Annotated in this window: 26 protein-coding genes; 8 read left to right on the forward strand and 18 right to left on the reverse strand. The window is 61.8% G+C overall.

Annotation, left to right across the window (positions count from 1 at the left end; all coding sequences use genetic code 11):
- Positions 1 to 9: 9 nt before the first annotated feature.
- The 3 genes from gltS to INHI_RS0112910 form a co-directional block, all read right to left on the reverse strand.
- Positions 10 to 1,218 carry a sodium/glutamate symporter gene (gltS, locus tag INHI_RS0112900; protein WP_027247909.1) on the reverse strand — a complete coding sequence of 403 codons (1,209 nt, stop codon included), beginning with the start codon at positions 1,216 to 1,218 and terminating at the stop codon, positions 10 to 12.
- A 121-nt stretch (positions 1,219 to 1,339) separates the two neighbouring features.
- A complete protein-coding gene (locus INHI_RS0112905; protein WP_027247910.1) occupies positions 1,340 to 1,873 on the reverse strand; it encodes a DUF6446 family protein in 534 nt (177 codons plus the stop codon).
- Positions 1,874 to 1,906: 33 nt separating this feature from the next.
- Positions 1,907 to 2,836: a glycine--tRNA ligase subunit alpha gene (locus tag INHI_RS0112910; RefSeq protein WP_014873743.1), complete on the reverse strand. Its 930-nt coding sequence runs from the start codon at positions 2,834 to 2,836 to the stop codon at positions 1,907 to 1,909.
- A 269-nt stretch (positions 2,837 to 3,105) separates the two neighbouring features.
- Here INHI_RS0112910 and INHI_RS0112915 point away from each other — a divergent pair, with 269 nt between their 5' ends.
- Positions 3,106 to 4,884, forward strand: coding sequence for a serine protease (locus tag INHI_RS0112915; RefSeq protein WP_027247911.1), 1,779 nt, complete (start codon positions 3,106 to 3,108; stop codon positions 4,882 to 4,884).
- A gap of 118 nt (positions 4,885 to 5,002) precedes the next feature.
- Here the strand turns inward: INHI_RS0112915 and INHI_RS0112920 are convergent, their stop codons facing one another.
- The 4 genes from INHI_RS0112920 to INHI_RS0112935 all read right to left on the reverse strand — a co-directional run bounded on the left by INHI_RS0112920 (position 5,003) and on the right by INHI_RS0112935 (position 7,695).
- Positions 5,003 to 5,644 (reverse strand): SDR family oxidoreductase, encoded by a 642-nt coding sequence (locus INHI_RS0112920; protein WP_027247912.1) that lies wholly within the window; start codon positions 5,642 to 5,644, stop codon positions 5,003 to 5,005.
- Positions 5,645 to 5,657: 13 nt separating this feature from the next.
- On the reverse strand, positions 5,658 to 6,188 hold the full coding sequence (locus INHI_RS0112925) for a DUF1178 family protein (RefSeq protein ID WP_014879278.1): 531 nt from the start codon (positions 6,186 to 6,188) through the stop codon (positions 5,658 to 5,660).
- 121 nt (positions 6,189 to 6,309) lie between these two features.
- Positions 6,310 to 7,089: an EcsC family protein gene (locus INHI_RS0112930; RefSeq protein WP_014873739.1), complete on the reverse strand. Its 780-nt coding sequence runs from the start codon at positions 7,087 to 7,089 to the stop codon at positions 6,310 to 6,312.
- Between the two features lie 96 nt (positions 7,090 to 7,185).
- Positions 7,186 to 7,695, reverse strand: coding sequence for a GNAT family N-acetyltransferase (locus tag INHI_RS0112935; RefSeq protein ID WP_014879277.1), 510 nt, complete (start codon positions 7,693 to 7,695; stop codon positions 7,186 to 7,188).
- 207 nt (positions 7,696 to 7,902) lie between these two features.
- Here INHI_RS0112935 and INHI_RS0112940 point away from each other — a divergent pair, with 207 nt between their 5' ends.
- Both INHI_RS0112940 and INHI_RS0112945 read left to right on the forward strand, forming a co-directional pair.
- Complete coding sequence (locus INHI_RS0112940) at positions 7,903 to 8,508, forward strand: flavin reductase family protein (RefSeq protein ID WP_027247914.1); 606 nt, start codon at positions 7,903 to 7,905, stop codon at positions 8,506 to 8,508.
- Positions 8,509 to 8,517: 9 nt separating this feature from the next.
- Positions 8,518 to 9,159, forward strand: a complete 642-nt coding sequence (locus INHI_RS0112945) for a CatB-related O-acetyltransferase (protein WP_014873736.1) — start codon at positions 8,518 to 8,520, stop codon at positions 9,157 to 9,159.
- 100 nt (positions 9,160 to 9,259) lie between these two features.
- On the opposite strand, the gene INHI_RS0112950 is transcribed toward INHI_RS0112945, so the two are convergent.
- A complete protein-coding gene (locus INHI_RS0112950; protein WP_027247915.1) occupies positions 9,260 to 10,900 on the reverse strand; it encodes a SulP family inorganic anion transporter in 1,641 nt (546 codons plus the stop codon).
- Between the two features lie 330 nt (positions 10,901 to 11,230).
- Here INHI_RS0112950 and INHI_RS0112955 point away from each other — a divergent pair, with 330 nt between their 5' ends.
- The 4 genes from INHI_RS0112955 to INHI_RS0112970 all read left to right on the forward strand — a co-directional run bounded on the left by INHI_RS0112955 (position 11,231) and on the right by INHI_RS0112970 (position 14,986).
- Positions 11,231 to 12,106, forward strand: coding sequence for an S-methyl-5'-thioadenosine phosphorylase (locus INHI_RS0112955; protein WP_027247916.1), 876 nt, complete (start codon positions 11,231 to 11,233; stop codon positions 12,104 to 12,106).
- A 183-nt stretch (positions 12,107 to 12,289) separates the two neighbouring features.
- Positions 12,290 to 12,829, forward strand: a complete 540-nt coding sequence (locus INHI_RS0112960) for an adenine phosphoribosyltransferase (protein WP_008563170.1) — start codon at positions 12,290 to 12,292, stop codon at positions 12,827 to 12,829.
- 218 nt (positions 12,830 to 13,047) lie between these two features.
- The gene (locus INHI_RS0112965) at positions 13,048 to 13,524 is read left to right on the forward strand and encodes a fasciclin domain-containing protein (protein ID WP_014873733.1); all 477 of its coding nucleotides are present in this window, start codon (positions 13,048 to 13,050) and stop codon (positions 13,522 to 13,524) included.
- Positions 13,525 to 13,765: 241 nt separating this feature from the next.
- Entirely contained in the window at positions 13,766 to 14,986 is a 1,221-nt protein-coding gene (locus tag INHI_RS0112970; RefSeq protein WP_027247917.1) for an MFS transporter, read from the forward strand.
- An 18-nt stretch (positions 14,987 to 15,004) separates the two neighbouring features.
- On the opposite strand, the gene INHI_RS0112975 is transcribed toward INHI_RS0112970, so the two are convergent.
- The 10 genes from INHI_RS0112975 to coxB form a co-directional block, all read right to left on the reverse strand.
- Positions 15,005 to 16,429: an FAD-binding oxidoreductase gene (locus tag INHI_RS0112975; RefSeq protein ID WP_027247918.1), complete on the reverse strand. Its 1,425-nt coding sequence runs from the start codon at positions 16,427 to 16,429 to the stop codon at positions 15,005 to 15,007.
- A gap of 63 nt (positions 16,430 to 16,492) precedes the next feature.
- Positions 16,493 to 17,083, reverse strand: coding sequence for a GNAT family N-acetyltransferase (locus tag INHI_RS0112980; RefSeq protein ID WP_014879268.1), 591 nt, complete (start codon positions 17,081 to 17,083; stop codon positions 16,493 to 16,495).
- On the reverse strand, positions 17,083 to 18,345 hold the full coding sequence (locus tag INHI_RS0112985) for a M16 family metallopeptidase (RefSeq protein ID WP_027247919.1): 1,263 nt from the start codon (positions 18,343 to 18,345) through the stop codon (positions 17,083 to 17,085). The genes INHI_RS0112980 and INHI_RS0112985 overlap by 1 nt, the downstream gene beginning before the upstream one ends.
- Entirely contained in the window at positions 18,342 to 19,730 is a 1,389-nt protein-coding gene (gene thrC / locus INHI_RS0112990) for a threonine synthase (protein WP_027247920.1), read from the reverse strand. The genes INHI_RS0112985 and thrC overlap by 4 nt, the downstream gene beginning before the upstream one ends.
- A 4-nt stretch (positions 19,731 to 19,734) precedes the next feature.
- On the reverse strand, positions 19,735 to 20,409 hold the full coding sequence (locus INHI_RS0112995; protein WP_014873727.1) for an SURF1 family protein: 675 nt from the start codon (positions 20,407 to 20,409) through the stop codon (positions 19,735 to 19,737).
- A 118-nt stretch (positions 20,410 to 20,527) separates the two neighbouring features.
- Positions 20,528 to 21,343 (reverse strand): cytochrome c oxidase subunit 3, encoded by an 816-nt coding sequence (locus INHI_RS0113000; RefSeq protein WP_014873726.1) that lies wholly within the window; start codon positions 21,341 to 21,343, stop codon positions 20,528 to 20,530.
- A gap of 24 nt (positions 21,344 to 21,367) precedes the next feature.
- A complete protein-coding gene (locus INHI_RS0113005; protein ID WP_014879265.1) occupies positions 21,368 to 21,955 on the reverse strand; it encodes a cytochrome c oxidase assembly protein in 588 nt (195 codons plus the stop codon).
- Positions 21,955 to 22,134: a cytochrome c oxidase system small membrane protein gene (locus tag INHI_RS0113010; protein WP_014873724.1), complete on the reverse strand. Its 180-nt coding sequence runs from the start codon at positions 22,132 to 22,134 to the stop codon at positions 21,955 to 21,957. Before INHI_RS0113010 ends, INHI_RS0113005 begins: the two co-directional genes overlap by 1 nt.
- Before the next feature lies 1 nt (position 22,135).
- A complete protein-coding gene (cyoE, locus tag INHI_RS0113015; protein WP_014873723.1) occupies positions 22,136 to 23,077 on the reverse strand; it encodes a heme o synthase in 942 nt (313 codons plus the stop codon).
- A 122-nt stretch (positions 23,078 to 23,199) separates the two neighbouring features.
- Positions 23,200 to 24,039 carry a cytochrome c oxidase subunit II gene (coxB, locus tag INHI_RS0113020; RefSeq protein WP_014873722.1) on the reverse strand — a complete coding sequence of 280 codons (840 nt, stop codon included), beginning with the start codon at positions 24,037 to 24,039 and terminating at the stop codon, positions 23,200 to 23,202.
- A 199-nt stretch (positions 24,040 to 24,238) separates the two neighbouring features.
- On the opposite strand from coxB, the gene tldD reads away from it, so the two are divergent.
- A complete protein-coding gene (gene tldD, locus INHI_RS0113025) occupies positions 24,239 to 25,660 on the forward strand; it encodes a metalloprotease TldD (RefSeq protein WP_027247921.1) in 1,422 nt (473 codons plus the stop codon).
- The last annotated feature ends 279 nt before the right edge of the window (positions 25,661 to 25,939 follow it).

Here is a 25,939-nt window from a genome sequence, read left to right on the forward strand (position 1 = left end):
CGGGTGTCCTCAGAAATTCACAATCGCCTGGATGACGATGGCATTGGCGATATCAACAAAGAAGGCGGATACAAGGGGGAGCACAACAAAAGCAATAGGCGACGGGCCATAGCGTTTGGTCACAGCCGTCATATTGGCAATGGCCGTTGGGGTAGCGCCCAGCGCAAAGCCGCCAAAACCGGCGGCCAGCACAGCGGCGCGATAGCCCCGCCCCAAGAGCGGAAACAGCACAAACAGGACGAAGGCGACAGTGAACACGGTCTGAGCCAGCATAATGACGGCAATGGCCAGGCCCAGGCTGGAGAGTGTCCACAACTGCAGGCTCATCAGCGACATGGCAAGGAAGGCACCGAGTGAGAACTCGGATATCAGCGCCAGCGCAGGCGCGCGCGCCACCGGGGCGGCATTCGGCATCAGAACCGTGCGCAGATTGGCCAGCACGATGCCCGCGATCAGGCAGGGCACAAACAGCGGCAGCTTCAGCCCGGCGGCGTCCAGCGCAAAGGAGGAGAAGTAGCCGATGATAATGGCAATGTTCAGATGCAGCATCACCCGCATCAGGGACAGATGATCAATCGTAGGAACATCTTCGGAATCATGGGCCAGACCTACGGTCGGCTCCTCATCCGGGCGCGCCGGGGTCAGCCCGTGACGGTTGATCAGGAACCGCGCAACCGGCCCGCCAACCAAGGCCGCCAGCACCAGCCCCAGCGTGGCCACCGCTACGCCCAGTTCTGCTGCGCCAGTCAAACCGGTTTGCGCCGCCACATCCGGTGCCCAGGCAATCGCAGTACCATGGCCGCCAATCAGCGCGGCGGACCCGAACAGCACCGAGACCTGTAGCGGGTAGCCAAACAACAACGCTCCAGCTGCGCCAATCACATTCTGCGCCAGGATCGCAAGAAAGGTCAGGATCAACAGCAGCACCAGCGGGCGACCACCGGCCACCAGATCCGCCAATCGGGCATTCAAACCAATGCCCGCAAAGAACAGCACCAACAGATAGTCACGCGTCGCCATTTCAAACGTAATAGCCCAACCACCGACACTATAGATGATCATCACGACCACAGCCGCCAATAGCCCGCCGCTGACGGGTTCGGGAATATTGAACCGGCGCAAGACAGGGACACGTTCATTAAGCCGCGCCCCAAGCAGGTAAACAGCAAATCCCAACGTCAGCGAGATAAAGTCCGGTATGTTGATCTGCGCATCCATATCGGGTGAGGATCAGCCTTTCACAGCGGGTCGTCTGGTGGGCATCAGCATATGCGGGCTGACAGAACCGTCGTGTCAGAAAAGACCGCACACGTCCGCCACGCAGTCTTTCCTATTTATCTCAGTTATCTTCGCCAGCCTCGGGTCGGGGTGGGCATTCCTCACCCACGACCGTGCCGTCATAGGCTTTCTGGCCGCAATCATTCAGCTCGTGCCAGACATAGCCGCGCCCGGTGTCGGTCACCGCCACGATCCGGTCTACGCCGTAGGAGATATTCTTGACCGACAGGAAGCTTTCAGCGCGGCCCTCTGCCAGAGCCTGACCAATCGCTTCGGCATCAAAACAGTCAAACCAGCCCGGCGCATTGCGCGGCTCCTTTTGATCCGACAGCACAAACAATTGCGCCAGCTCTTCGGGCTTTAGATCGGTTGCGAAACAGGCGCGATAGCGAATGGGAGAACTCTCCGCGTCGATCGCCTCGAACCCGCTGTAACGGATCGGCAACGGCTCGCCGTCCCCAAGCGGCATCAACAGGACATCGCGGCCCGACTGCAGCTCGACGTCCTCGTAAAAACCATAGACCTGAAGGTAATACATCGCCGCCCCGGCCAGGAGACCGGAGAGGATCAGGATCAGCGAAAGGAACTTGCCCATATCCGTGGACTCCTACTGAAAGCGCGGCGCAGCTTACGCTGCGTGGCCGCCGGCTTCGGTCTGCACAAAGGCATCGGCACATTGCTTGGCCAGCGCCCTCACACGACCGATATAGGCCTGTCGCTCGGTCACCGAAATCACGCCGCGCGCATCAAGCAGGTTGAACACATGGCTGGCCTTGATGCATTGGTCATACGCGGGATGCGCCATGATGATGCGTTTGCCGGTCTTAGGGTCGATATGCTCCTGCGCCAGAATGGCAGCGCATTCGGCCTCGGCCTCCTCGAAATGACGCAGCAGAACCTCGGTATTGGCCACGTCAAAGTTCCAGCGGGCGTATTCTTCTTCGGTCTGTTTGAACACATCGCCATAGCTCAGCGGGATCAGCGCGTCCGGGTCGTTGAACGGCATGTCCATCACGTGATCAACGCCCAGAATATACATCGCCAGACGTTCCAGACCATAGGTCAGCTCGCCCGATACCGGGTGACAATCGTGGCCGCCGACCTGCTGGAAATAGGTGAACTGGCTGACTTCCATCCCGTCGCACCAGACCTCCCAGCCCAGCCCCCAGGCGCCAAGCGTCGGGCTTTCCCAATCGTCCTCGACAAAACGGATGTCGTGCATGTCCATATCGACGCCGATTGCCTCCAGCGAGCCGAGATACAGCTCCTGCAGGTTCGGCGGCGAGGGTTTGATCAACACCTGATACTGGTAGTAGTGCTGCAACCGGTTGGGGTTTTCGCCATAGCGGCCATCGGTCGGACGGCGCGAGGGCTGCACATAGGCCGCGGCCCAGGCCTTGGACCCCAGCGAGCGCAGCGTGGTCGCGGGGTGGAAGGTGCCGGCGCCGACTTCCATGTCATACGGCTGCATCACCGCACAGCCCTTGGCGGCCCAGTAATTCTGGAGCCTCAGAATAATCTCTTGGAATGAGCGCGGGGCGCCTTTGGTGTCGGTCATGTTTCTTCCCTATGGGGGCAGCAAATCCGGGGTTCTTCCTATGCAAGCCCCGGCCTAGGGTCAACGGCGCATCGCGGCACAGGTCCGTCCAACCGCCTCGAAGCGCGCCCACAGGCCCACTTCCCCCGTCAGACACCCGCCAAGCCGACGTCAAAGCCCGGATCTGGCATCAAGCGCGTGGTTTTCCCCCTGCGAACAGGAGTTCCCTTCACCTCGCGAAAGTGGTTATGTGCGCGCCAACAACAGATCACCCGGATAGAGGCCATTTGATGAAGACTTTGATAGCTACGCTGGCGCTTGCCCTGATGACGTTGGCATCCGCCTTTTCGGGCGTTGCTCATGCCCAGCAATCCTCGCAGGACACTGTCTGGATCCAGGTCGCCGCGCGCGCCTCATTGCGCGAAGCTCAGGCCGAGGCACAGGAGTTTGCGGCACGTCTGCCCGATGTCTCCGGTTTCGCACTCGGCGGTGGCTGGTACGGTATCGTACTTGGCCCCTATGCGCGCACCGACGCGGATCGGGTGCTGCAGGTCTATCGCTCAGAACGTCAGATCCCGCGCGACAGTTTCATCGCCTTTGGCCGCAACCTCGGCAATCAGTTTTACCCGACAGCGGCCAGCGCAAATACCGAACCGCAGCCAACCGTCGAAAGCCCGGTTCTGGAACCCATCGACCCCGCAGTGGTGACCGAAGCGCCGGCAGAACCCGTGCAAACCACCCTGCCCGATGAAACCCCGGCAGAGGCACGCCGCAGCGAATCCCGCCTCACCCGCGAGGAACGCAAAGATCTTCAGACCGCGCTGAAGGCGGCCGGGTTCTATACCTCCACCATCGACGGGGCCTTTGGTCGTGGCACCCGCGGCTCCATGTCGGACTGGCAGTCGGCCCGCGGCTACGCCCCTACCGGTGTGCTGACCACTGCCCAGCGCCAGGCGCTGATGGATGAATACAACGCTCCGCTGATTTCGGTGGGTATGGCGCCGCTTACTGACACAAAGGCCGGGATCGCGCTGAAAATCCCCGCCGGTGAGGTCACCTTTGACCGCTATGAATCGCCGTTCGCCCTGTTCAAGAGCAGCGGCGACCTCGGCGCGCAGGTGCTCCTGATCAGCCAGCCCGGCGACAAACGCACGCTCTATGGTCTTTATGACATCATGCAGACGCTGAAGATCGTGCCGCTCGAAGGCCCGCGCCAGCGCAGTGGCAACAGCTTCACCCTTGAAGGGCGCGGCAATGGCATTGTCTCCTACACCGAAGCCCGGCTTGCCAACGGGGAAATCAAAGGCTTCACACTGGTCTGGCCCATGGGCGACGATGACCGCCGCGCCCGTGTGCTGGCGGAAATGCAAACCAGCTTTGAGCGTATCGATGGCGTGCTTGACCCGGCTGCCGGCGCGGATGCGCCGCAGAATGTCGATCTGGTCTCCGGTCTCGACGTGCGTAAACCGCGGCTTTCGCGCTCGGGCTTCTATGTCGATGCCAAAGGCAGCGTCGTCACCACCTCCGACGTGGTTGCTGGCTGCGCCCGGGTTACGCTGGATCACGAATATCAGGCCGAGGTTGCCTTCAATGACAGCGCCGCCGGGATTGCCGTGTTGCGCCCGGTTGAGCCCCTCGCGCCGATGGCCGTTGCCAATCTCGCCAGCGCCTCTGCCCGCCTCCAGTCCGATATCGCCGTGTCCGGTTTTTCCTATGAGGGTGTTTTGGGTGCCCCCAGCCTCAGCTGGGGCAGCTTGCAGGATGTGAAAGACCTGACCGGCAACGCAGGTGTCTCGCGCCTGCAACTGACCAGCCAGCCCGGCGATGCAGGCGGTCCGGTGCTGACCACTGATGGCGCCGTTCAGGGCATGTTGCTGAGCCAGAGTAAAAGCGCCACCCAGCTGCCCGAAGGCGTCAGCTTCGCCGCCAATGCCGAGAGCCTGCGCAGCGCTCTCAGCAGCGCAGGAGTGACCCCCAAAGACGCCAGCGCCGGGGCAACAGCCCTGCCCGTCGGCGCCCTCACCCGTCAGGCCAGCGGCATGACCGTACTGGTCAGCTGCTGGGAGTGATCAGTCGCTGCCAAGCCACTCCAAAAACAGCAAAGGCCGGAGCATCCGCTCCGGCCTTTTTCGTATCTCCTGATGCGCCCGCGCAATGGTTCGCGCGGCACCGTTCAATAGACATGGGTCAATAGGCGTGGATACGCCCGTCCCAAGTGTGAAAACATCCGGTGGTTTCTGTGCTCAGCACATCAAATTCATGCATCAAGCCTGCAACGGATTCCTGCACCGAAATATCACCTTCATCGCCCCCCATATCGGTGCGGACCCAACCGGGATGATAGATCCCGACTGCAATCCCCTCCGGCAGCAGATCGGTGGCCAGATTGCGCCCGATATTCAGCGCCGCCGCCTTAGAGGCGCGATAGGCATAGCTGCCACCGGGCGCACGGGCGTGGCTCGCCATCTGTGAGGAAATGATTGCGATCTTCGGGTCCGATGCCAGCCGCAGGTTCGGCAGCAGCGCCTGCACCGTCAGGAAGACACCGGTGACATTTGCGGCCAGCGTCTTGCCCCAGACCTCAGCAGAGTAATCCTCCAGCGCCATCGATTTATCGAGATAGACCCCGGCATTGCAGACCAGAAGGTCCACCGGACGCCCCTTCAGCTGCGCGGCAAACCGCGCCTGCTGGCCGGGGTCGGTCACATCCAGTCGCACACCAGAGGAATGATCCCGCGAGGTGCCCGTCACCTCGTGTCCGTCCCCCCGCAGCTTGGCCACCAATTCACGGCCAATGCCCCGGCTGGTTCCTGTCACGACGACATGCATAAACGGTCTTCCTTCAATTGGTTTTTCTATTGGGCAGGAAGGGCAGCGGCAGCACCGGCACCCCCTCTTCGATCAGCGCCTTGGCCTCTTCCGGCTTGGCCTCACCGTGGATCGCCCGCTCCGGCGTATCGCCCAAATGCATGGCGCGCGCCTCACTGGCAAAATCCTTACCGACATAATCTGAATTGCTCTCGACCTTGCGCCGCAGTTCAGCGACCGCCGCCTCCAACTCTCCCGATGGGGTGCTCAGCGCGCCTGCTCCCGGCGCCACCGCAGCCGCTTGGTGCGACGCCGCAGAGGTGGCTGGCGCCTGCGGTGACGTTTTGGCAGAGGCCGTTCCGCGTGGCTCGGCCTCCCCGACTTGGGACACTGCCTTGCGACCAGGGCGCACCCGAGGGGCCATAATCGCTTTTTCAACCTGACTGGAGCCGCACTGCGCACAGGACACCATCCCCGCCGCTGCCAACTTGTCAAAAGCGGCAGCCGACTGGAACCAGCTGTCAAAACGATGCCCTTCGGCGCATTTCAGAGCGTATTGTATCATCACCATCACTCTTATCAGGAGGGGATGATTAAATCTTCAATCCCCTAAAGTGCAAGGGCAGAAGCGCCCGCGCCACAGTTCACGTCACATCGGTGCCTCTGGTCCGGGCCGCGACCAGAATCTAACGCGGGGCCAGTAACCTGTCTTGAAGGCGCGCAACCAGGACCTCATGCGGCTGATCCGCCGCAACGGCAAGTCGGCGCAGCCCGAAATGCACCCGCGCCATTTCCTGATAGTAGCCCGCATAGACAAAATTGGTCGTGGCCCCCGCCACCGCACCCAGCACCGGTACGGCCTGTGCCGCCAGTTTCTGGCCCAGAACCACACTGAGCCGGGGCGCCACCTGGGCAATCAACTTTTGAACCGCGCCGCCGGTCAGACCCAGCCGCAGCGACAGAAACCCCAGATCCGCACCGTCATCCGCCGCCAGTGGTCCTGCCGCTGCAAACACCCGGATACAGTCAAAGCGCACGCCATCTGCTTCGGGGTCGAAGCCTTCTTCGGCGGCCACCCCCTGAATGCTGCGCAACAGGAAGGCGGTTGTTGCCGGAAGCTCAACCAGCGCACCCGGCAGACCGCCCATGCCCCCCGCAGCGCCCATGGCAGCGCTCACGGCGCGGTTGACACCCGAAGGTTGGTCCGGAACCACCCGCCGTGATCCGCTGGCCCCCTGCATCGCCAATTGCAACGCCTGCTCGGTCGCCCCGTCCAACCGGCTCCGCACCGGGGCGGGCAGTTTGTCCAAAAGCCCGTCGACAGAGCCGCCAAGGAGGTTCAGGATCTGGATCCCAAGCCCACCGGCCGCGCGATAGCGTTCAGCCAACGCCGTGAGCTCCGCCTCCACGGCGGCAGCATCCAGTGGTCTGGTCAGGGCCGTATCAGGGGTCAGGATCTCACTCATAGCGCACCTCTTGTTGCAGAAAATGTTTGTATTCCCGCCCCGTATTTCAAGATCGCAACGGTCCGATCCCAAAATCGCGCCCCACAGATCAGGGTGTCAGCCCGGCGTCTGCGTCCCGCTCCAGCGCAGCACCTGACCGCGTACGTCCGTCCAACCCTCAGACACCAGATCCAACCCCAGCACACGATCCGGGTTGGTCGGCGGCGGCATTTCGACCCCGCACAGCGGAGTGAAGCCGAAGCGAACATAATAGGGCGCATCCCCGACCAGCAAGGCCCGGCTCCAGCCGCGCTCTGCCGCCTTAGCAAGACTGTCGCGGATCAGCGCACCACCCAGCCCTTCGCCCTGATGGGTCGGGTGGACAGCCACCGGCCCCAGGAGCAGCGCAGGCCATCCCGCCTCGCCGATCCGCACCGGCCAAAATCGGATCGCACCGGCCAGAAGACCGTCCGTATCCCGCGCCACCTGGCTTAGCCCGCTGACCGGCGGCACATCTTCGCGCAGCCGATAGGACGACAGTGCCTCGCGACCCGGCGCAAAACACAGATCATATAGCGCCTCGACCTCCCAGCGGTCTTCGGGCTGCTCTGCCTTCAATTCAATCACGCGCCGCCTCCACGCCCGTCACCGTCCCTGCTGGCACTGATCATAACTGTCGCACCTGCGGGCTTTGTCCCACAGCGCGCGGCAATCTCTCCCGGCAGGCTGGTCATCGGCCTAACACGGGCGTAAGCCTTGGGCAAACCCCGGCGACCGGATCAGCGAGCAAAACCAGCGCGCTACCGCCTCCGCCACGATATTGGAGACCCGCAGATGTTCTATCGCCCCGAAGATGGCCACGGCCTGCCGCACAACCCGTTCAACGCCATTGTGACCCCGCGCCCCATTGGCTGGATCTCGTCGCGCGGGGCAGACGGCAGCAACAATCTCGCGCCCTATTCCTTTTTCAACGCGGTCGCCTATGAACCGCCGCAGGTGATGTTTGCCTCCACCTCCGCCAAGGCGGATCGCGACGGCACCAAGGACAGCGTCGCCAATATCGAGGAAACCGGCGTGTTCTGCGTCAACGTAGTGTCTTATGCGCTGCGTGATGCGATGAACGCCAGCTCCGCACCGCTACCGAAGGCTATCAATGAGTTCGAACATGCCGGGCTTGAGATGTCCCCCTGCGAAACCATCAACTGTGGCCGTGTCGCCGCCGCGCCCGCCGCGCTGGAATGCAAACTGACCCAGATCGTCACCCTGCCGGGCGCCGCAAACAAGGTGGTGTTCGGCGAGGTGGTCGGCGTCCATCTGGATGATAACTGCCTGAACGACGGCACGTTTGATGTCACCCGGTTCCAGCCACTGGCGCGCCTGGGCTACCGCGACTACTCTGTGGTGCGGGACCTGTTTTCTCTCACCCGCCCGGATGAATGAGGCCCCGATATGCCGTTACCTGATCCAAAGAAACGCCATCCGATCACCCTGCCCGATGGCAGCGCCCACGCCGGCACGGTAATGCTGGCCGAGGCGATTGATCACCCGAACTTCACCATCGGCGCCTTCACCTATGCCTCCGCCTTTGAGCCGCCATCGGACTGGGCCAGCCGACTGGCTCCCTACCTCTTTGCCGGATCGCGCGAGCGGGTGGTGATCGGCAGGTTCTGCCAGATCGCCGAGGGCGTGCGCATCATCACCGCCTCTGCCAATCACGCGCAGGACGGGCTCAGTTGCTACCCTTTTCCGGTATTCGATCAGACGCAGATCACGGGATTTCAACCCGACACCCGCGACACGGTTATCGGCAATGATGTCTGGATCGGCTATGGCGCGATGATCCTGCCGGGGGCGCGCATCGGGGATGGCGCCATCATCGGTGCCGGTGCGGTGGTGCGCGGGTCGATCCCGCCCTATGCCATCGTGACCGGCAACCCCGGCACCGTCCACAGCTACCGTTTCACCAAACCGCAGATCGCCCGTCTCCTTGGCCTGAAATGGTGGGACTGGCCCGCCGACCTGATCTCCCGCGCTGAACCTGCGCTCTTGTCCGGTGACCTCGACATGCTGGAGACACTGGCACCGGACTGACCAAGCATTGCCCGAGAGCACAGTTCAATCACCGCAAAACGAGAAAACCCGCGACGCCCATGGTGCCGCGGGTTTCTTCTTTCAGATGCTCTGGGACAGCTTAGTGGCCGCCCAGGATCCCGGTCTTGACCGAGTAGTCCACCGCCAGCGCATAGTCAGGGTCATCGTCACTGTCGACCATCAGATGCCCGGCCTTGGTCAGAAGCTGATGGCAATCGCGGCTGAGATGCCGCAGCACCAGCGCCTTGCCCTCGGCCTCATACTTGCCCGCCAGCGCCTCGATCGCCTGTAGCGCCGACTGGTCCACCACCCGGCTGCGGGCAAAGTCCACAATCACATGATCCGGGTCACCTGCCACATCGAACAGCTCGATGAATCCATCGGTGGAGCCAAAGAACAGCGGCCCTTCGATCTCATAAACCTTGGCGCCCTTATCGCTCTCGGATTCGCGGGTATAGGCATGAATGCGGCGCGCGTTGTTCCAGGCATAGGCCAGCGCCGAGACGATCACGCCCACAACCACCGCAATCGCAAGGTCGGTCATCACCGTCACCACGGTCACCAGCACGATGACAAAGGCATCCATCAGCGGCACTTTGGTCATCACCTTGAAGCTGTTCCAGGCAAAGGTTCCAATCACCACCATGAACATCACGCCCACCAGCGCCGCCAGCGGGATCTGCTCAATCAAGGGCGAGGCCACCACGATAAACGCCAGCAGAAACAGCGCCGCGGCAATGCCGGCAATCCGCGTCCGGCCACCGGATTTCACGTTGATCATCGACTGGCCGATCATCGCACAGCCACCCATGCCGCCAAAGAAACCAGTCACCACATTGGACGCACCCTGCGCGATACATTCCTGGCTTGCCCCACCTCGCTTGCCGGTGATCTCGCCCACCAGATTCAGCGTCAGCAGGCTTTCAATCAGGCCAATCGCCGCCAGGATCACCGCATAAGGCAGAATGATCCACATCGTCTCCAGCGTGAACGGCGCCAGCGCGGTGCCATAGAGCCCCTCACCCGTGCCAAACGGATTGTGGAAGGAGGGGAACCCGCCCTTGATCGAGGCCATATCGCCAACGGTCGGGACATTGATCCCAAAGGCAATCACCAGCGCCGCCACGATGCCGATCCCGGCAAGTGGTGCCGGAATGATCGCGGTAATCTTGGGCGTGCCCCAGATGATCAACATGGTCAGCCCCACCAGCCCCAGCATCATGATCAGCTGCGATCCCGCCAGCCAGGCCTCGGTATTGTCCGGATCCTTGAACTGTGTGAGCTGCGCCAGGAAAATCACGATTGCCAGACCATTCACAAAACCCAGCATCACCGGATGCGGCACCAGACGGATGAATTTGCCCCAATGCATGACACCGGCAATGATCTGCAGGATCCCCATCAAGACCACGGTCGCAAACAGATACTCGACCCCGTGCTGCGCCACCAGCGCCACCATCACCACCGCCAGCGCGCCCGTCGCGCCCGAGATCATGCCGGGCCGGCCGCCAAACACAGCCGTGATCAGCCCCACCATAAAGGCCGCATAAAGCCCCACCAGCGGATGAACCCCGGCGACAAAGGCAAAGGCCACCGCCTCCGGCACCAGCGCCAGCGCCACGGTCAGGCCGGACAGCAGTTCGGTGCGCACCCGAGAGACGGTAAAGCCCTCATCCTGCATAATGGAGAGATTGGGCGGTGAAATCTGCTTGGCGAGCGTCGCCATAATGCCGCGTGTCATGGGGTCACCTGTGATCGGGAAAGGGTATCGTTAGCGCCGCCCCTAGCGGAATTCCGCCATTGGGGCAAGGGCGCGGCCCTCCCCGACCTATTCACAGCCCAATTGGTCACCCCTCCTGCCTGTCATTTTTTAGTCCCGCCAGTTTCTGACCTGCCTGTCATCTTTCCTCAAATACTCTCGCCGAAGGCCTTGATGCCGCCCACTGGGCGGTATCAATCATACTATCCAGATGCCGCCGATCGGGCGGTATCAATCAAATCCCCGCTGACGCTTGTCAAATCAGGCCCTCCTAAGGCAGAACCGAATGAGCAGCATCAGGGGACAGATCACGTGACACAGGAAACAATGATTGCGATCATCGGCGGCAGCGGCCTTTATGACATCGACGGGCTGCAAAACGCCGAATGGGTCACGGTGGAAACGCCCTGGGGGGCGCCCTCCGATCAGATCCTGACCGGGACCCTCGATGGCGTGAAGATGGCCTTCCTGCCCCGCCACGGACGCGGCCATGTGCATTCCCCGACCGAAGTCCCCTATCGCGCCAATATCGACGCGCTGAAACGTCTTGGGGTGACGGATGTGTTCTCGATCTCCGCCTGTGGCTCCTTCCGCGAGGAGATGGCGCCGGGGGATTTTGTTATTGTCGATCAGTTCATCGACCGCACATTCGCGCGCGAGAAGAGCTTTTTCGGCACCGGCTGCGTCGCCCATGTCAGCGTGGCCCATCCCACCTGCGAGCGGCTGTCCGATGCGGCAGAGACCGCAGCGCGGGACGCGGGCATCAATGTGCATCGCGGCGGCACCTATCTCTGTATGGAAGGGCCGCAGTTTTCCTCCATGGCCGAAAGCAAAATGTACCGCAGCTGGGGCTGTGACGTGATCGGCATGACCAATATGCCAGAGGCAAAACTCGCCCGCGAGGCCGAGCTTTGCTATGCCTCCATCGCCATGGTGACCGATTTCGACAGCTGGCATCCGGATCACGGCGCCGTGGAGATCACTGACATCATCGCCACCCTCACCGGCAACTCCGCCAAGGGCCGCGCGCTGGTACAGCGCCTGCCAGCCCTGCTGGGCCAGACCCGCGCCGCCTGCCCGCACGGCTGCGATACCGCGCTGGAACATGCCATCATGACCGCCCCGGAAAAACGCAGCGCCGCCCTAGTGGCCAAACTGGATGCCGTCGCAGGTCGCGTTCTGGGCTAGGCTCACCGCGATGGGGGCGCGCGGCTGGTTCCGAAAGGTCACAGCCACGCCCCGTAACCCTACCACCTGCGCCCCACACTTGCCTGCATCCCCGGCATCGGCGACATATTCTAGGTCCCGCTGCCCGCACCGGTCGCCGGTGACACAGATAGACACCCAGACGACCACAAAAGGGGACACCCCATGGCCCGCAAGACCGCTGTCAAAGACTACATCCGCACCATCGTGGATTTCCCCCATGAGGGCATCATGTTCCGCGATGTCACCACGCTGTTTGCCGATCCGCGCGGGTTTCGAATGGCCATCGACCAGATGTTGCACCCCTATGCGGGCGAGCAGATCGACAAGGTTGTGGGGCTTGAGGCGCGCGGCTTCATCCTTGGTGGGGCCATTGCCCATCAGCTGAGTGTCGGCTTCGTGCCGATCCGCAAAAAGGGCAAGCTGCCCGGAACCACCATCAGCCAGGAGTACAAACTGGAATACGGCGAGGCGATCATGGAAATCCATGACGACGCGATCCAGCCCGGAGAGAAGGTTCTCGTGGTCGATGACCTTCTGGCCACCGGCGGCACCGCGGCAGCGGGCATCAAGCTGATCGAGCGGCTTGGCGGTGAGATCGTCTCCTGTGCCTTCATCATCGACCTGCCGGAGCTTGGCGGCCGCAAGGTGCTTGAGGACCTTGGCATGGATGTCACCGTGCTCTGCGAGTTCGAGGGCGCCTGAGCCCCTGCAACTGGGGCTGGATCACCTCCTTATGATCGAAAGATCGCCCCTTTCAATCACATAAATGTGAGTGGAACTTCTACAGGCGCGCGGCTTAGGCGGCGCGCTTTTTTTGTCAACTTGCGCCCGGCGAAAACCCGCCAGATCCAAACCGCAATCCTCGCCGTAACCCCATCAATGCCAGCTTGGGCATACAATCAAAACAGAGGAATGTACTCATGATCCGCAAGACACTTCTGACCGCTGCCGCCACTCTCGCTCTGACCACCTCCGCCTTTGCGGGTGGCCATGCCAAGGATATTGTCGACACTGCTGCGGGGGCTGGAGATTTCTCGACACTGGTTGCTGCCGTGCAGGCCGCTGGTCTGGTTGACACCCTCAAAGGCGACGGCCCCTTTACCGTCTTTGCCCCGACCGATGCCGCCTTTGCCGCCCTGCCCGCAGGCACTGTCGAGGAGCTTCTGAAGCCTGAAAACAAGGACAAGCTGGTCGAAATCCTGACCTACCACGTGGTCCCCGGCAAAGTAATGTCCGGTGATCTGGTTGACGACATGAAGGCCGCGACCGTTCAGGGTAGCGAAATCACCATTGATCTGGACAGCGGCGTGATGGTTGACGAGGCAACGGTCACAACCGCTGATATCGAGGCTGAAAACGGCGTGATCCACGTCATCGACACCGTTATAATGCCCTAAGTTTCAGGCGGGTGGCCAGCGAAGCGGTTCGCGCGCCCCCCCACCCCTGAGTGGCGCGCCCGTTCCTGTGGTCTTTTTCCTTTCGGACCATGGGTAGGGGTTGTGGCCACGGTCGGCAGCGACGGCCCGAGATACCGCTGCCGACATAATCTGCGGCGATTGACACCCCTGCCGTCCCTCTCCCCTCTTGGAAGGGGTGAAAACCGTTGCAGCGTGTCGGCCCGTCTCATAGCGTGCCGACATGTCTACATCCGCAATCCTCGACAGCCGTTATTCCTGGACCAGGCTTCTGGTGACACTGGCCATTGCCACAGTGGCCAATGTTGGCATGTGGGCAGTGATTGTGGTGATGCCTGCGGTCGAGGTCGAATTTGGCGCGGATCGCGCTGCGGCCTCTCTTCCCTATACGTTGACGATGATCGGCTTTGCTGTTGGCAATCTGGTGATTGGCCGGCTGGTCGACCGGTTTGGCATCACGCTGGCGCTCTGCGCAGCGGCACTGCTCAGCGCGATCAGCTACGGGTTGGCGATGCTGGCGCCGGATATGATCTGGCTGTCGGCAGCGCATCTTTTTCTGGGGCTGGGCACGGCAGCCGGGTTTGGGCCTTTGATCGCCGATATCTCGCATTGGTTTCAACGACGGCGCGGCATCGCTGTGGCACTGGTCGCCAGCGGCAATTACCTCTCCGGTGCGATCTGGCCCACGGCGCTGGCCGATATGCTGGCCGAGAGCGGCTGGCGCAGTGTCTATGCGACACTGGCTGTCGTCACACTTCTGGTGGTGGTTCCCCTCTCCTTGGTGCTGCGGCGACGGATCGCATTCGACGCGCAGGGCGACAGCGCGGCGGTTTCCGCCAGCAATGCCGCACGGGTGGGGCTCTCTCCGCGTCAATTGCAATGGATATTGGGGTTGGCAGGCATCGGCTGCTGCGTCGCTATGTCGATGCCCCAAGTTCATATCGTCGCCTATTGCGTTGGTCTTGGCTATGGCCCCACGGTCGGCGCCGAGATGCTGTCGCTGATGCTGCTGGGCGGTGTGGTCAGCCGGGTGATTTCGGGGCTGGTCGCGGATCGGTTCGGCGGGGTACGCACGCTGCTGGTGGGGTCCATCCTGCAATGTATCGCGCTATTTCTGTACCTGCCGTACGACGGTATGGTCTCGCTCTATCTGGTCAGCGCCATCTTCGGGCTGGCACAGGGCGGGATCGTCCCCAGCTATGCACTGGTGGTGCGGGAATATATGCCCCCGCAGGAGGCAGGCACCCGCGTGGGTTTCGTGATGATGATGACCATCCTCGGCATGGCGCTGGGGGGATGGATGTCGGGCTGGATCTACGACGTCAGCGGATCCTATCAGCTGGCCTTTGTGAATGGCATTTTCTGGAACGGGCTCAATATCGCGATCATGGTGCTGCTGTTGATGCGCAGCCGACCGGCGCGGCCCCGGATGCAACCGGCCTAGCGACGGTACCGCCGCTGCCTAGTCTGCCCGTGGCACCACGGCGCCGGGGTTCATGATGCCATGGGGATCCAGCGCCTGTTTGATCGCCTGCATCGCCGCCAGTTTCACCGGATCGCCATAGCGCTGCAGATCCGCGACCTTCAGCCGTCCGATGCCATGTTCAGCACTGACCGAGCCGTCGTATTCATGGGTCAGATCATGCACGCAACGCTTCACGTCATCTCTCAGATGCTCATAAGCTCTACGGTCCTTCCCTTGCGCGGGAAAGACGTTGTAGTGCAAATTACCATCGCCCAGATGACCAAAGCAATTGATCCGCATATCCCCCAGCGCTGCCAGACGCTTACCACCCTCGACAATGAAATCGGGAATACGTGAAATCGGGACCGAGATGTCGTGGCTGGAGACCGAGCCGATGCGGCGGTTGCCCTCTGGGATATGCTCGCGCACGGACCACAGCGCCTGCCGCTGCGCCTCTGACTGGGCGATAACGCCATCGGCGCAAAGCCCGGCCTCAAGTGCGCTCTCGAACACTGCCGCCAGCGTCTCCGCCGGGCTGCGCCCCCAGGGCAGACCAAGATCAATCAGCACACACCATTCTGGCAAATCGTCAAAGGGCAGGCGCAGATCCGGCAGGGTTTCGCGCAGGAACTCAAGCCCCTGCCGGTGGATCAGTTCAAAGGCGCTGATTGTCTCGCCCAGTTGATCACGCGCCATTGCCAAAAGGTCAATCGCTGCTGCCGGGGAGGCCACCGTCAGGATCGCGGTGCCCTCTTCCGCCGGGATCGGCGAAAGCTTCAGCGACGCGGCAGTGATAATCCCCAGCGTGCCCTCCGCCCCGATCAGAAGGTTTCGCAGATCATACCCAGTGTTGTCCTTGCGCAGGCGGCTGAGCCCATGCCAGATCTCGCCGGTTGGCAGGACGGCCTCCAGCCCCAGACAGAGATCGCGGGCGTTGCCATAGCGCAGAACATTGACGCCCCCGGCATTGGTCGCCAGCGTGCCGCCGATGCGCGCGGTACCTTCTGCGGCCAGTGACAGCGGGAACAGTCGGCCCGCTTCCGTAGCGGCGCGTTGTACCTCGGCCAAGATCATGCCCGCCTCAACCGCGATAACGTTCTCCTGCGGGTAAACTCCGCGCAGGGCGGTCATGCGCTCCAGCGAAATCACCAGCGGCGCCGGCCCCGCCGCCCCCATGATCTGCCCGCCAACAAGCCCGGTGCCACCGCCATAGGGCACCACCGGCACACGGGCGGTATGGGCCGCGCGCAGAAGCGTCGCAACCTCTTCGGTGCTGCGCGGCAGGGCAATGACACCCGCCTGCCCCTGATAGCGGCCGCGCGGTTCTTCCAGATAACGCGGCTCAGCCGGGCGCAGGGTATCGGCAGGCAGCACCGCGCGCAGATGGTCGACAAAACTGGTGTCCGCGGGGTTCAGGGTCATGCGCATCTCTCCTAATACCTTGCTGTAGGGTCGGCCCCGGCGTTGACTGCGCCCGTCGGGGCGTCAGGCCTGGCCGACCTGCGTGCGTCCGCGCCGATCATGGCGCAAGGATGCATATAGGACATGTGTGCGCCAGCGCCCGTTGATTTGCAGATAGGATTGCGCCACGCCTTCATATTTGAAGCCCGCGCTCTCCAACAGCCCGCGTGAGGCGGCGTTTTCCGGCAGGCAGGCCGCCTCGATCCGGCTGAGATCTAACTTGGTAAAGGCGTGATGCACCACCGCCCCGATCGCCTCGCGCATATACCCATGCCGGGCGAAGGGCTGACCGGTCCAATACCCCAATGTGCCCGCCTGCGCGGGACCACGGCGGATATTGTCCAATGTGATCGCCCCGACCAGCAACTGATCGCTGCGCCGGATCAGGAACAGCGGCAGCGCCGAACCAGAGCTGACCGCCCGGCGCGCCCAGTAGACCCGGTTGGTAAAGCTCTTGCGGCTCAGATGATCCGCCGCCCAGCTGGGTTCCCACGGGGTGAGATAACCCAGGCTGTGCTGACGCAATGCAGCCCAGTCGCGAAAATCCGCATGGATCGGCGGCCTGAGCGTCAGGCGTTCGGTCTCGATACGCACCTTGCGTCCGGTCAGCAACATTAGGCCGCGCGCCTCTCCTGCAGAGCGGCCAGCGGGGCGGCATCGCCCACCGGACCATAGAGCGCCAAGGCCATTGAGGCACGGTGGGCCATATCCTCGGCCATGGCGCGCACATCGGCGGTGGTGACCGCATCAATCCGCGCCACCGTGTCCTCCAGTGGCGGCACCTCGTCCCAGATCTGCACCAGACGGGCCAGCCGTTCGGCGCGGTTGGTCGGGCTTTCCAGCCCCATCAGCATCCCCGCCTTCATCTGCGCGCGCGCCCGGTCCACCTCGGCATCGCTCATGTCGCTGGCGGCACGCTTCATCTCGTCGATGGTGATGCCAGCCAATTCATCCAGCTGATCGCCAGACGTGCCCGCATAAAGCGTCAGCGTGCCGGTGTCGGCATAGGCACCGGTCTGGGCAAAGATCGTGTAGCACAGCCCGCGTTTTTCGCGCACCTCCTGGAACAGGCGGCTCGACATGCCGCCGCCCAAGGCGCTGGAATAAATCTGCGCGGTATAGATCGCATCGTCGCGGTATCCCGGTCCCTCGAATGCCAGCGCGATATGGGCCTGTTCCAGAGCCTTCTCCTGCCGCGCCTCACCACCGGTGAAGGTTGCCGCCGCAGGCATAACCAGCGTCTTGGGGGCCATGCTGCCGAACAGCTCTTCGGCCAGCTTCACGATTGTGTCGTGGTCCACGGCACCGGAGGCCGCGAGGATCATCTGACCTGGTCCATAATGTTCACCCACGAACCGCTCCAGATCTTCACGATCAAAGGCGCGCACCCGTTCGGCGGGGCCAAGGATGGTGCGCCCGATGGGTTGGTCATGATAGCTTTCTTCCTGTAGCCAGTCGAAAATCACATCATCAGGCGTATCCAGCGCCTGACCGATTTCCTGCAGGATCACCCCACGCTCAATCTCGATCTCACGCGGGTCGAACACCGGGTTCAGCACGATATCGGCCACGACATCCAGCGCCAGGGGTACGTCCTCCTGCAACACACGGGCATAATAGGCGGTCACTTCGCGGCTGGTGTAGGCGTTGATATACCCGCCCACATCCTCAATCGCCTCAGCAATCTCCAGCGCGCTGCGCCGCTTGGTGCCTTTGAACGCCATATGCTCAAGAAAATGAGCGATGCCGTTCTGCTCGATCCGCTCGTTCCGCCCGCCTGCGGTCACCCAGACGCCGATGGCAGCAGATTGCAGCCCCGGCATGGTTTCGGTGACGATCCTGAACCCGTTGGCGAGTTGGTGTTGTTGAACTGTCAATGCGCGATGTGCTTTCTGATATGTGTCTCAAGAGTGGTCAGGTCATTAGCGATCCGTGTCACCCGTTCCGATCTGTCATACAGATCTGCCATGCGCGGGGGAAGAGGCGGATGAATGCCGCTGGCCTCTTCTACCGCCGCCGGGAATTTCGCCGGGTGCGCCGTGGCGAGCGTCACCATCGGGACCGCTGCGTCGCGCTGTTCATTCGCAACTTTCACGCCAATGGCGCTGTGTGGGCAGAGCAGCTCACCCGAGGCGGCGCGCTCCGATTTGATGGTGGCCGAGGTTTCTTCTTCCGAGCAGCGACCAGACACGTAATGTTCCTGCAAGGCCTGCATGGCGCCCTGGCTCACCTCGAAACCGCCTGTTTTCAGCTCGTCCATCAGCTGAGCCACTGCCGCGCCATCCTGCCCGTAGGCATAGAACAGCGCGCGTTCAAAGTTAGACGAGACCTGAATGTCCATCGACGGCGAGATCGACGGGATGGTTTCGCCCTTGTGATAGCCCTGCCCGCTCAGGCAGCGGTGCAGAATGTCGTTCTGATTGGTGGCCACCACCAGCTGGTCAATCGGCAGGCCCATTTGCTTGGCGATGAAACCTGCGAAGATGTCGCCGAAATTGCCGGTCGGCACGGTGAAGCTCACCTTGCGCTCTGGTGCGCCCAGCGACACGGCGGAGGTGAAGTAATAGACCACCTGTGCCAGCACGCGGGCAAAGTTGATCGAGTTCACGCCGGCCAATCTGACCTCATCCCGGAAGTCGAAGTCGTTGAACATATCCTTCAGCGCGGCCTGGCAATCGTCAAAATCACCATCCACGGCAAGCGCATGCACATTGGCATCGGTGGGCGTGGTCATCTGGCGGCGCTGCACCTCGGACACCCGGCCATGCGGATAGAGGATGAAGACATTGACCGCATCCAAGCCACCAAAGGCCTGAATGGCCGCAGAGCCGGTATCGCCGGAGGTCGCGCCGACGATGGTCACGCTTTCGCCGCGCCGCTTCAACGCGGTTTCAAACAGCTGGCCGATCAGCTGCATGGCAAAATCTTTGAACGCCAGTGTTGGGCCGTGAAACAGCTCCAGCAGGAAATGGTTCGGCGCCAGCTGCACCAGCGGCGCACGGGCGGCATGGCCAAAGCCGTCATAGGCGCGGGCGATGATGCCGCGGAATTCCTCGTCCGTGAAGCAATCGCCAAGGAACGGGCGCATCACGCGAAACGCGACCTCCTCATAGGAGAGACCGGCAAGGGCCGCGATCTCATCCTTGGACATGGTCGGGATTTCGGCCGGAACATAAAGCCCGCCGTCGCGGGCAAGCCCGGTCAGCATAGCATCTTCAAAGGTCAGCTCAGGCGCCTGGCCCCGGGTCGAGATATATTTCATCGCTTCAGCCTTCGGATTTTGGGCGCGAGCGCCACAGGAAATAGGTGGTCATAGCGGCCCAGATCAGGGCCAGCGAAAACCAGGTGATCGCGTATTGCAAGTGATTGTTCTGGATACCTGCCGTAGTCACCGGCTGCGGCGTCACATCCGCGTCACCAGAGGCACTGCGGGCCACGACCAGCACCGGCTCAGTACCCAGACGTTCGGCCATATAGGCGACATCGCGGGCATAAAGGATATTGGTATCAACCTCGGGCGACGGGGTGGTCCAGTCGCCCTCATCCGGCCACAGCAGGTTACCGATGATCGAAGTCGCGCCGGTGGCGCGATCGCCGTCCTTGGCGGCGGCGGGAACAAAACCACGGTCCAACAGCACCCGGCGGCCATCCTCGGTCAGCAAGGGTGCGATGATGCGATATCCGGTCTCAGCCGTCTTGGTGACCCAGAACACATGCAGTTCCGCCGCTTCAACCTCGCCGGTGACCGACACCGCGCGGTAGCGGTCCTGCGCCTGCGTCGGGGCCTCGGGCAGGGCAACCGGGGCCGCCGCAATCCGGGCCTCGATGGTGCGCAGCAGGTCTTCTTTCCAAGCCAGTCGCTGGATCTGCCAGATCCCCAGCGCCATCAGTGCCGCAAGGCCCAGACCGCCAACAAGGGATAGAAAGATCAACCGTCGCATCACGCTGTCCTTGCGAATGAGAAAGCGCGCGGAGCATGGCTCCGCGCGCTGCATGTCTTACGGTGTCAGGTCGGGATTCGAAACCACAAACCTGTACCCGTGACAATTCGGGTGCGCCTTAGTGCGCCAGACCTGCGGTGCCCCAGACGTAAACCGCCACAAAGAGGAACAGCCAGACCACGTCAACGAAGTGCCAGTACCAGGCGGCTGCCTCGAAACCGACGTGCTGCTCGGGGGTGAAATCCCCCTTCATCGCGCGGATCAGGCAGACGGTCAGGAAGATGGTCCCGATGATCACGTGGAAACCGTGGAAGCCGGTGGCCATGAAGAAGTTCGAGTAGAACTCATCGCCGCCGAATTCCCAGCCTTCGTGCAGCAGGTGAACGTATTCATAACCCTGCAGGAAGGTAAAGAAGACACCCAGCACGATACCAATGGACAGGCCCTGGATCAGCGCCTTGCGGTCATTGTTGTGTACCAGCGCGTGGTGCGCCCAGGTGACAGCACAGCCCGACAGCAGCAGCACCAGCGTGTTGATCAGCGGCAGGTGGAAGGCATCGACCGGATAGATGCTCGGTGCCACATATTCGGTGCCGATATAGGTCTCCATCGGGTAGATCGCATGTTTGAAGAACGACCAGAACCAGGCGAAGAAGAACATCACTTCGGACATCACGAAAAGGATGAACCCGTAGCGCAGACCAATGCGAACCACCGGGGTGTGATCGCCCTGACGTGCCTCGGCAACGACCTCAGCCCACCAGGCATAGGCGCTGTAGACCACCATGATGAAGCCGCCCCAGAACGCATAGGCTGTAATGCCATGCATCCACAGAACCGCGCCAAACAACATGATGAAGGTACCGAGCGAGCTGAGCAGCGGCCAGATCGACGGCGGAAGAATATGATAGTCGTGATTTTTTGCGTGCGCCATTTAAGTGTCCCTCACCAAAGCGGCCTAGTTCGTGTTTGTGCCTGCCCCGGCTGTATCACCGGTTTCAAGGGCGGCATACCCTTCTGGCAGATCGATTTCGTAGAATGTGTACGACAGCGTGATCGTATGCACGTATTTTCCGTCCCGATCCTCGACAATTTCTGGATCGACAAAGAAGGTCACAGGCATTTCCACCCGTTCCCCCGGTTGCAGCACCTGCTCCTCAAAGCAGAAACAGGCGATCTTCTCGAAGAAGGCGCCGGCCGAATAGGGCGTCACGTTGTAGGACGCCTGCCCGGCAACGGGGCGGTCGGTCGGGTTGTAGGCCTCGTAGAAGGCCAGCCCGGTTTCCCCGATCTTGATCTCCATCTCACGCTCAACCGGGGTGAATTGCCACGGCATATCGCGCTCCTTGGAGGCGTCAAAGCGCACGGTGATGGTCTGATTCAGAACGGTATCCGACCCCTGTTCGGCAACGCCCGTCACGCCGCCAAAGCCGGTCACCCGGCAGAACCAGTCATAGAACGGCACCGATGCCCAGGCGAGGCCGCCCATCAGGACAACAACACCAACCAGCTGTACGACGGTTTTCTGTGGTCCCTGCAATGCCATCAGCCCTGCCCCTCACTCTGCTCTGCGGCGGAGGTGTTCGGGAATTTGAACCCCGCCGATGTGACCTTGACGATGGTCAGCGCCAGCACCAGCACCACAAAAGACCCCAGCAGAACGCCGACGCCGATATTGCGTCCCTTCCGTCTCTGGTGCAGCTCATGTTCTTTGCGCAGGCTCATATTACCAGCCTCCCAATCCGTAGGGTTTCAGAACCGCCTCGGCCAGGATCGCGCCAAAATGCAGGAAGAGATACAGCAGCGACAGCTTGAAGAAACTGCGCTCAACCTTGAAGTTGTCGGCCTCGCTGTCGTCTTCATCGCGGCGCGAAATCTTCCATGCGCCATGCAAGAACAGCGCGTTCAGCACCAGCGCCACCACCAGATAGATCGGACCACCCACGCCAGAGAACGCGGTACCAACCGCCAGCAGCGCCAGCAGGGCGGTGTAGATCAGAATATGTTTACGGGTCGACCGGCGACCATGGGTCACGGTCAGCATCGGCACGCCCGCATCGTCGTAATCCGAGCGCATGAACAGCGCCAGCGCCCAGAAATGCGGCGGTGTCCACATAAACGTCAGGGCAAACATCAGCCAGGGTTCAACCGCCATGGAGCCGGTCGCCGCAATCCAGCCGATCACCGGCGGGAAGGCACCTGCGGCACCGCCAATGACGATGTTCTGCGGCGTCGCGCGTTTCAGCCACATGGTGTAGATCACCACATAGAAAAAGATGGTGAAGGCCAGAAACGCCCCGGCAAACACATTGGTCGCCAGCGCAAGCATGATCACCGACAGGCCCGACAGCGCCAGCCCCAGCGACAGCGCCTCGCCCGGTTCGACCTTGCCCGCAGGGATCGGGCGGCTCTTGGTGCGTTTCATCACCTGATCGATATCCGCGTCCCACCACATGTTCAGCGCGCCGGAGGCACCGCCACCGATGGCAATGAACAGGATGGCGCTGAAACCGATGACAGGGTGCACGCCAACCGGCGCGGCCAGAAGACCAACCAGCGCCGTGAACACCACAAGGGACATCACACGCGGTTTGAGCAGGGCAAAGTAATCCCCGAACTCCGCGTCCCCTTGCTGGACGGTGCTGGCGTTGATGCTTGCGTCAGTCATGGTGCTCTCTTTTGTCGTGATCTGTCTTAGCGAAAGCGGGCGCGCAGCGACTGCGCGGCCCGATCCGTTTTCACGTGATAGCTAGGTGGCACCCGCCGGGAGGCAAGCGCCAATCGTATCGCTCAGTTGGAGGCGACCTGATAAGACTGGGGCAGACCGGCGTATTCTTCGATCGCGCCTTCCAGCCAGGCATCATAGGCCTCTTGGCTCACCACTTTTACAGTGATCGGCATGTAGGCGTGGTCTTTGCCGCAGAGTTCGGAACACTGACCAAAGTAGATGCCTTCCTTGTCAGCCTTGAACCACAGCTCCGCCAGACGGCCGGGAACCGCATCCTGTTTCACGCCGAACGCCGGGATGGTCCAGGAGTGGATCACGTCCGCACCGGTCACCTGCATCACAACTGTCTTGCCGACGGGCACAACAACGGCAGTGTCGGTGGCCAGCAGATATTCGTCTTCGGCATAGCCGTTGTCAGCCAGATCTTCCTTGGCCAGCATGAAGCTTTCAAAGCCGAATTCGTGATCGACATATTCATAGCCCCAGTACCACTGGTAGCCGGTCACCTTGATGGTGATGTCGCCCTCGGGGATTTCCTGCTGACGGAACAGCTCCGGCAGCGAGAAGGACCCGATGAAGACCAGGATCAGGATCGGCACAACGGTCCATGCGATTTCAATCGGCGTGTTGTGGGTGAACTGTGACGCATTGGGGTTGGCGCGACGGTTAAACCGCACGATTGCATAGAGCAGCAGCCCCCCGACAAATACACAGACAGCGGTGATGATCACCAGAATCATGTAGTCCAGAGAATGGATGCCTTCGGCAAGCTCGGTCGCTGCCGGCTGAAAGCCAAGGCCGCCGTCAACCGGCTTGCCAATGGTTTCCAGACCTTCTTGCGCCATAGCTGGAAGGCTCGAGAGGCCCGAGAAAAGGCCTGAAAGCATCAAAGCGTTCTTCATGTCATGTCCTGATCAGTTGATCGGTTGATCGAGTTGTTCCTGCGCCGACGTCCTATGTCGGAACTTTGATTCCACAAAACGCGCCGGACCCGTTGTCTTTGACGCTGCTAAAAATCATATTCCATCGTGCAGTTAAAGAGGAATGCTCGCGTCAAAGCGTCGCTTTCTTGATTTAGATCAAAAAAACCGAGGTCAAACCATGGATACCGCAGCCTTCCGCCCGTTTGAAACCACCCTGCCCGAGGACGAGGCCCTGGGGGTCCTGCGTTCGGCCCTTGCGGGGGCCGATGATGGGGAGATCTTTGTCGAGCGGCGCAAGTCGGAGGCGCTGGTTTTTGATGATGGCCGCCTGCGCAACGCCAGCTATGACGCCGCCGAAGGATTTGGCCTGCGTGCAGTCAACGGCGAGGTGGCTGGCTATGCCCATTCCACCGACGTCTCTATCGCCGGGCTAAAGCGTGCTGCTGAAACCGCGCGTTTGGCGGTGGGTGATGGCGGTGGCACCATGGCCCCGCCACCGCCCCGCACCAACACCCGCCTCTATACCGACGACGATCCCATTGGCGCGATGCCCTTTGCCGTAAAGGTGGAGACCCTGCGCGAGATCGACGCCTTTGCCCGCGCCCAGGACTCGCGGGTGGTGCAGGTCTCCGCGATGCTGGCGGCTTCGCTTCAAGAGGTGGAAATCCTACGCGCCGATGGCACCCGCGTCCGCGATGTGCGTCCGATGACCCGGCTCAATGTCTCCGTGATTGTCGAACAGGACGGCCGCCGCGAGAGCGGCTCTGCCGGCGGCGGCGGGCGCGTGGGGTTGGACGGTCTGGTGGATCCCGCCGATTGGCAGAACAAGGTCCGCGAAGCGCTGCGCGTCGCCTGCGTCAACTTGGAGGCCGTCCCTGCCCCCGCCGGTGAAATGGACGTGGTGCTTGGCCCCGGCTGGCCCGGTATTCTCCTGCATGAGGCCATCGGCCATGGGCTGGAAGGCGATTTTAACCGCAAGGGGTCTTCCGCCTTCGCAGGCCTCATGGGTCAGCAGATCGCCGCCAAGGGGGTAACGGTGCTGGATGACGGCACTCTTGCCGACCGGCGCGGCTCCATCACCGTGGACGACGAAGGCACCCCCAGCCAGAAAACCACCCTGATTGAGGATGGCAAGTTGGTCGGTTTCATGCAGGACCGTCAGAACGCGCGCCTTATGGGCGTGGAGAGCACCGGCAACGGACGTCGCCAAAGCTACGCCCACGCGCCAATGCCACGGATGACCAACACCTATATGCTGGGTGGCGATGCCAACCCCGACGATCTGGTCGCCTCCATCAAGGATGGCATCTGGGCTGTCGGCTTTGGCGGTGGTCAGGTCGACATTACCAACGGTAAATTTGTGTTCTCCTGCACCGAGGCCTACCGGGTGAAGGATGGTAAGGTCGGCGCCCCGGTCAAAGGCGCGACATTAATTGGTGATGGTGCCACGGCGCTGAACAAGATCCGCGCGCTTGGCAATGACATGGCGCTGGACCCCGGCATGGGCAATTGCGGCAAACAGGGCCAATGGGTGCCGGTTGGAGTTGGCCAGCCCACGGTCCTGATGGGCGGGCTCACCGTTGGAGGCTCCGCCACCTAAACCCCGCGCGAGAGAGGGCAGCGGCATCATCGCCAGACCACTCGCCTGACTCGCAGCCTGACTCGCCACAAGAATCGCCGCCGTGTCGCTAAACTGTCGACTCGGCGGCATTTTTCGATGTTTTGACGGTATCCAGACCTCACAAGACGACAGGGCGCGTGGCGCAGTTTTGGCCGCGCGCTTTAGTGGAGGCGATTTTTCGCTTATGGCAGAATGAGTTAGAATTGAGTTTGTTAAAATATTTCCTTTAATTCTCCACGTTCATCACCTGTTAACCAC

This window comes from Phaeobacter inhibens DSM 16374 (assembly GCF_000473105.1).
Classification (GTDB): Bacteria; Pseudomonadota; Alphaproteobacteria; order Rhodobacterales; family Rhodobacteraceae; genus Phaeobacter; species Phaeobacter inhibens.